We start from the raw sequence: 3,466 nt of genomic DNA, 5'->3' as shown, positions 1-3,466 counted from the left end.
ACATTCTGGCCGGCACGATCGCCTTGATGGTTCGTGGGATGGCGGCGCTGGGGCCCTGGGCCCTGGTGATCGGCGTCTTCTTCTGGATCTTCCGGCGCCGCCTGCTGGCCTGGCGTGAGCGGGCTTCGAAGCCGACGGCGCCGCCGAAACAAGACTAGAACCGAGCGTGGCGCCGGCTTTCGCGCCGGGGTCGCGCAACCGCGCGGGGGGACATAGACTTCTCCTCCCATGCGCGCCTTCGCCGAGCTCCTGGACCGTCTGTCGCTGACGGCGTCGCGCAACGCCAAGCTGACCCTGGTGCGCGACTATCTGCGCGACACCCGCGACCCCGACCGGGGTTGGGCGTTGGCCGCGCTGACCGGCGACCTGACCTTTAGCGCCGCCAAGCCGGCCTTCATCCGCAAGGCGGTGGAGGCGCGGATGGACCCGCTGCTGTTCCGCTGGTCCTACGACTATGTCGGCGACCTGGCCGAGACCGTCGCCCTGGTCTGGCCGGCGAGGCCCGGCGCCAACCGGGAGCCGGAGCTGTCGGAGGTGATCGACGCCCTGCGCGGGGCGACCCGGGCCGAGGTTCAACGACTGATCGAGGGCTGGCTGGATGTGCTGGAGCCCACCGGCCGCTGGGCCCTGCTGAAGCTAATGACCGGCGGGCTCCGCGTCGGTCTGTCCGCGCGCCTCGCCAAACAGGCTGTGGCCGACCTGGGCGGCGTGCCTGTCGCCGAGGTGGAGGAGGTCTGGCACGCCCTGCACCCGCCCTATGAGGACCTGTTCGCCTGGCTGGAGGGGCGTTCGGACCGCCCCCGCCCGGATTCGCCAGGCCGCTTCCGGCCCACCATGCTGGCCCAGGCCCTCGACGAGGCGGCCGACTTCGCCAGGCTCGACCCCTCCGACTATGCGGCGGAGTGGAAGTGGGACGGCATCCGCGTCCAGGCGGTGAACGAGGAGGGCGTGCGCCGCCTCTACACCCGCAACGGCGACGACATTTCAAAAACGTTTCCCGATGTGCTCCAAGTCCTGGACTTCGAAGGCGCCCTGGACGGCGAACTGCTGGTGATGGGCGACGACGGGGTGGCCAGCTTCGGCGACCTGCAGCAGCGGCTGAACCGCAAGACCGTCGATCCCAAGCTGATGGCGAAACACCCCGCCGGCATCCGCGCCTATGATCTGCTGGCCGAAGCGGGCGAGGACACGCGGGTCCTGCCCTTCAAGGATCGCCGCATCCGGCTCGAAGCCCTTGTCGGCAAGCTCGCCACGCCCCGCATCGACCTCTCAGCCCTGCAGCCCTTCGAGACCTGGGCGGACCTGGCGCGCTTGCGCGCCTCACCCCCGCCCGGCGACCCGCAGATCGCCGAGGGCCTGATGCTGAAGCGGTGGGATTCGATCTACGAGGCCGGCCGCCCCAAGGGGCCCTGGTTCAAGTGGAAGCGCGATCCGTTCCTGATCGATGCGGTGCTGATGTACGCCCAGCGCGGCCACGGCAAGCGCTCCAGCTTCTATTCCGACTACACCTTCGGGGTCTGGACGGAGGTGGAGGGCAAGCGGGCGCTCACCCCGGTGGGCAAGGCCTATTTCGGCTTCACCGACGAGGAGTTGAAGCGGATCGACAAGTTCGTCCGCGACAACACCACTGAGCGGTTCGGCCCGGTGCGCTCGGTCAAGGCCGAGCCCCATTTCGGTCTGGTGTTCGAGGTGGCCTTCGAGGGCCTGCAACGCTCCACCCGCCACAAGTCCGGGGTGGCCATGCGCTTCCCCCGCATCCACCGCATCCGCTGGGACAAGCCCGCCGGGGAGGCCGACGAGCTGGCGACCCTGGAGGGGATGCTGGAGGCGATGGAGAAGGTCAGCGCACCTCCGGCGCCTTGATCCGCCGCCAGGCCAGGGCCCAGGCGATGGCGGCCTGGGCCAGGCCCGAGGCGAGGCTGGCCCAGGGGGCGGTGGACATGGGCACGAACAGGGCCTGGCCGGTCCCGGGGCTGATCACTCCGCCGACGACGCCGCCCACCGCATAGAGCAGGGCCAGCGCCACCACGGCGCCGAAGTCGCCGCGCTGCGGGCGGGGCCCGAAGCGGAACAGGGTGATCACCGCCAGGTCGCGCAGGACGAAGGCCAGTAGGGCCGCGGCCTGGGCCGGATCGGGCTGCTGACGGCCACCGACGGCCACCAGGCCCGGCTCGCCCACCATGAAGGCGGCGACCACCAGGATCAGGGCCAGGATGAAGGGGGCGATGGCGGCCGGCGTCAGGGGCAGGGCGCGGGCGAGATCGCCCTTGGCCGCCGAGGCCCCGAACTGGCGAAGCCGGACCCGGTCGGCGGGTTCGGCGAAGGCGCCGGCATAGGCCGCCAGGGCCACGGCCAGGGCGCCCACCAGCAGGGCCGCGGCGGTTCCGCCGGGTCCGTAGGCGAAGCCGCCGAGGAAGACCGCCAGGAAGATCAGGAAGGCCGGCCAGACCACCGGCAGGTTCTTCATCTGCAGCTCCAGCCGCATCAGCCGCCAGGCGCCGGCCAGGGCCCAGCCGGCGAAGGCCAGGGTCGCCACGGTGCGGAAGCCGGTGGCCGGGAAGACCAGGCCCCACCATGTGACGTCGCCCCGCGCATAGAGGAAGGCGGAGATGCCAGCCAGACCCACGCCACGCTGGAAGCCGGCCGATCCGGCCACCGCCATCAGCAGGAAGACACCGAGGATCAGGCCGCCGAGCACGCCGCCGGCCCGGGCCACCCGGCCCTCGGCGCGCGCCTTGCGCACCCCGATCAGGGCGACGGCGAGGCAGACCGCCTGCAGGAACAGGGCGAGCGCGATAAGGAAGCCCAGCATCCACAGGGCGCCGGGTTGGCCCTGGACCAGCATCAGGCCGGCCATCAGCACCACGCCGGTGAGCGCGCACATCCAGGCCAGGGACGAGGCGCCCAGCAGCTTGCCCCAGGTCATGGACCAGGGTGTCAGGGCCGACAGCCGCTGGAAGTCCCAGGTGCGGTCGGCGATCTCCCCCAGCACCGCGCCGCCGGCGGCGCGCGAGCCCCACAGCAGGCCGCAGATGATGAAGACGAAGGCGCCCACCCCGGCCATGGCCGGCAGCGGCCCGCTGGCGGCCTCCCGCGCCATCAGGGCCGTGGCGCCATAGATCAGGACCAGGGTGACGGCGGCCCAGGCGATGCGCCGGGGTGAAGCCTCGAGCCAGAGATTGCGCTGGAATTCCGGGTTCATCGGGCCACCTCCGCCAGATAGGCGTCTTCGAGGGTTTTCCGCGCCGCCTGGAAGGATCTCACCTTCAGGCCTGCGCCGATCAGCTTGCCCAGCAGGGCGGAGTCGTCCTCACCCTCCGGCAGGACCAGGGTGGCTGTGTCGCCGCTGGCTTTCTCGACGGTGACCCCGAGGCCGGTCAGGCGTTCAGCCAGGTCCAGCGGCGGCTCGGCGAAGGTCACCTCCACCCGCTGGCCGTCGCGATGTCCGCCCCCGGCCGCCACCACC

The 3,466-nt window shown here is 71.5% G+C and carries 3 protein-coding genes; 1 reads left to right on the top strand and 2 read right to left on the bottom strand.

What is annotated here, in order from left to right; translation table 11 throughout:
* The first annotated feature begins 228 nt into the window (after positions 1-228).
* Entirely contained in the window at positions 229-1,863 is a 1,635-nt protein-coding gene (locus tag AAC997_RS11740) for a cisplatin damage response ATP-dependent DNA ligase (RefSeq protein ID WP_340645882.1), read from the top strand.
* Here AAC997_RS11740 and AAC997_RS11735 read toward each other — a convergent pair.
* Both AAC997_RS11735 and AAC997_RS11730 read right to left on the bottom strand, forming a co-directional pair.
* Entirely contained in the window at positions 1,841-3,202 is a 1,362-nt protein-coding gene (locus AAC997_RS11735; protein ID WP_340645881.1) for a hypothetical protein, read from the bottom strand. The two genes, AAC997_RS11740 and AAC997_RS11735, sit on opposite strands and share 23 nt — an antisense overlap.
* Positions 3,199-3,466: hypothetical protein (locus AAC997_RS11730; RefSeq protein WP_340645880.1), on the bottom strand; the 268-nt coding region annotated here is incomplete at its 5' end. The genes AAC997_RS11735 and AAC997_RS11730, both read right to left, overlap by 4 nt.

Source organism: Phenylobacterium sp., assembly GCF_037968635.1.
Classification (GTDB): domain Bacteria; phylum Pseudomonadota; class Alphaproteobacteria; order Caulobacterales; family Caulobacteraceae; genus Phenylobacterium.
This window is presented reverse-complemented; position numbering and strand designations above follow the sequence as displayed.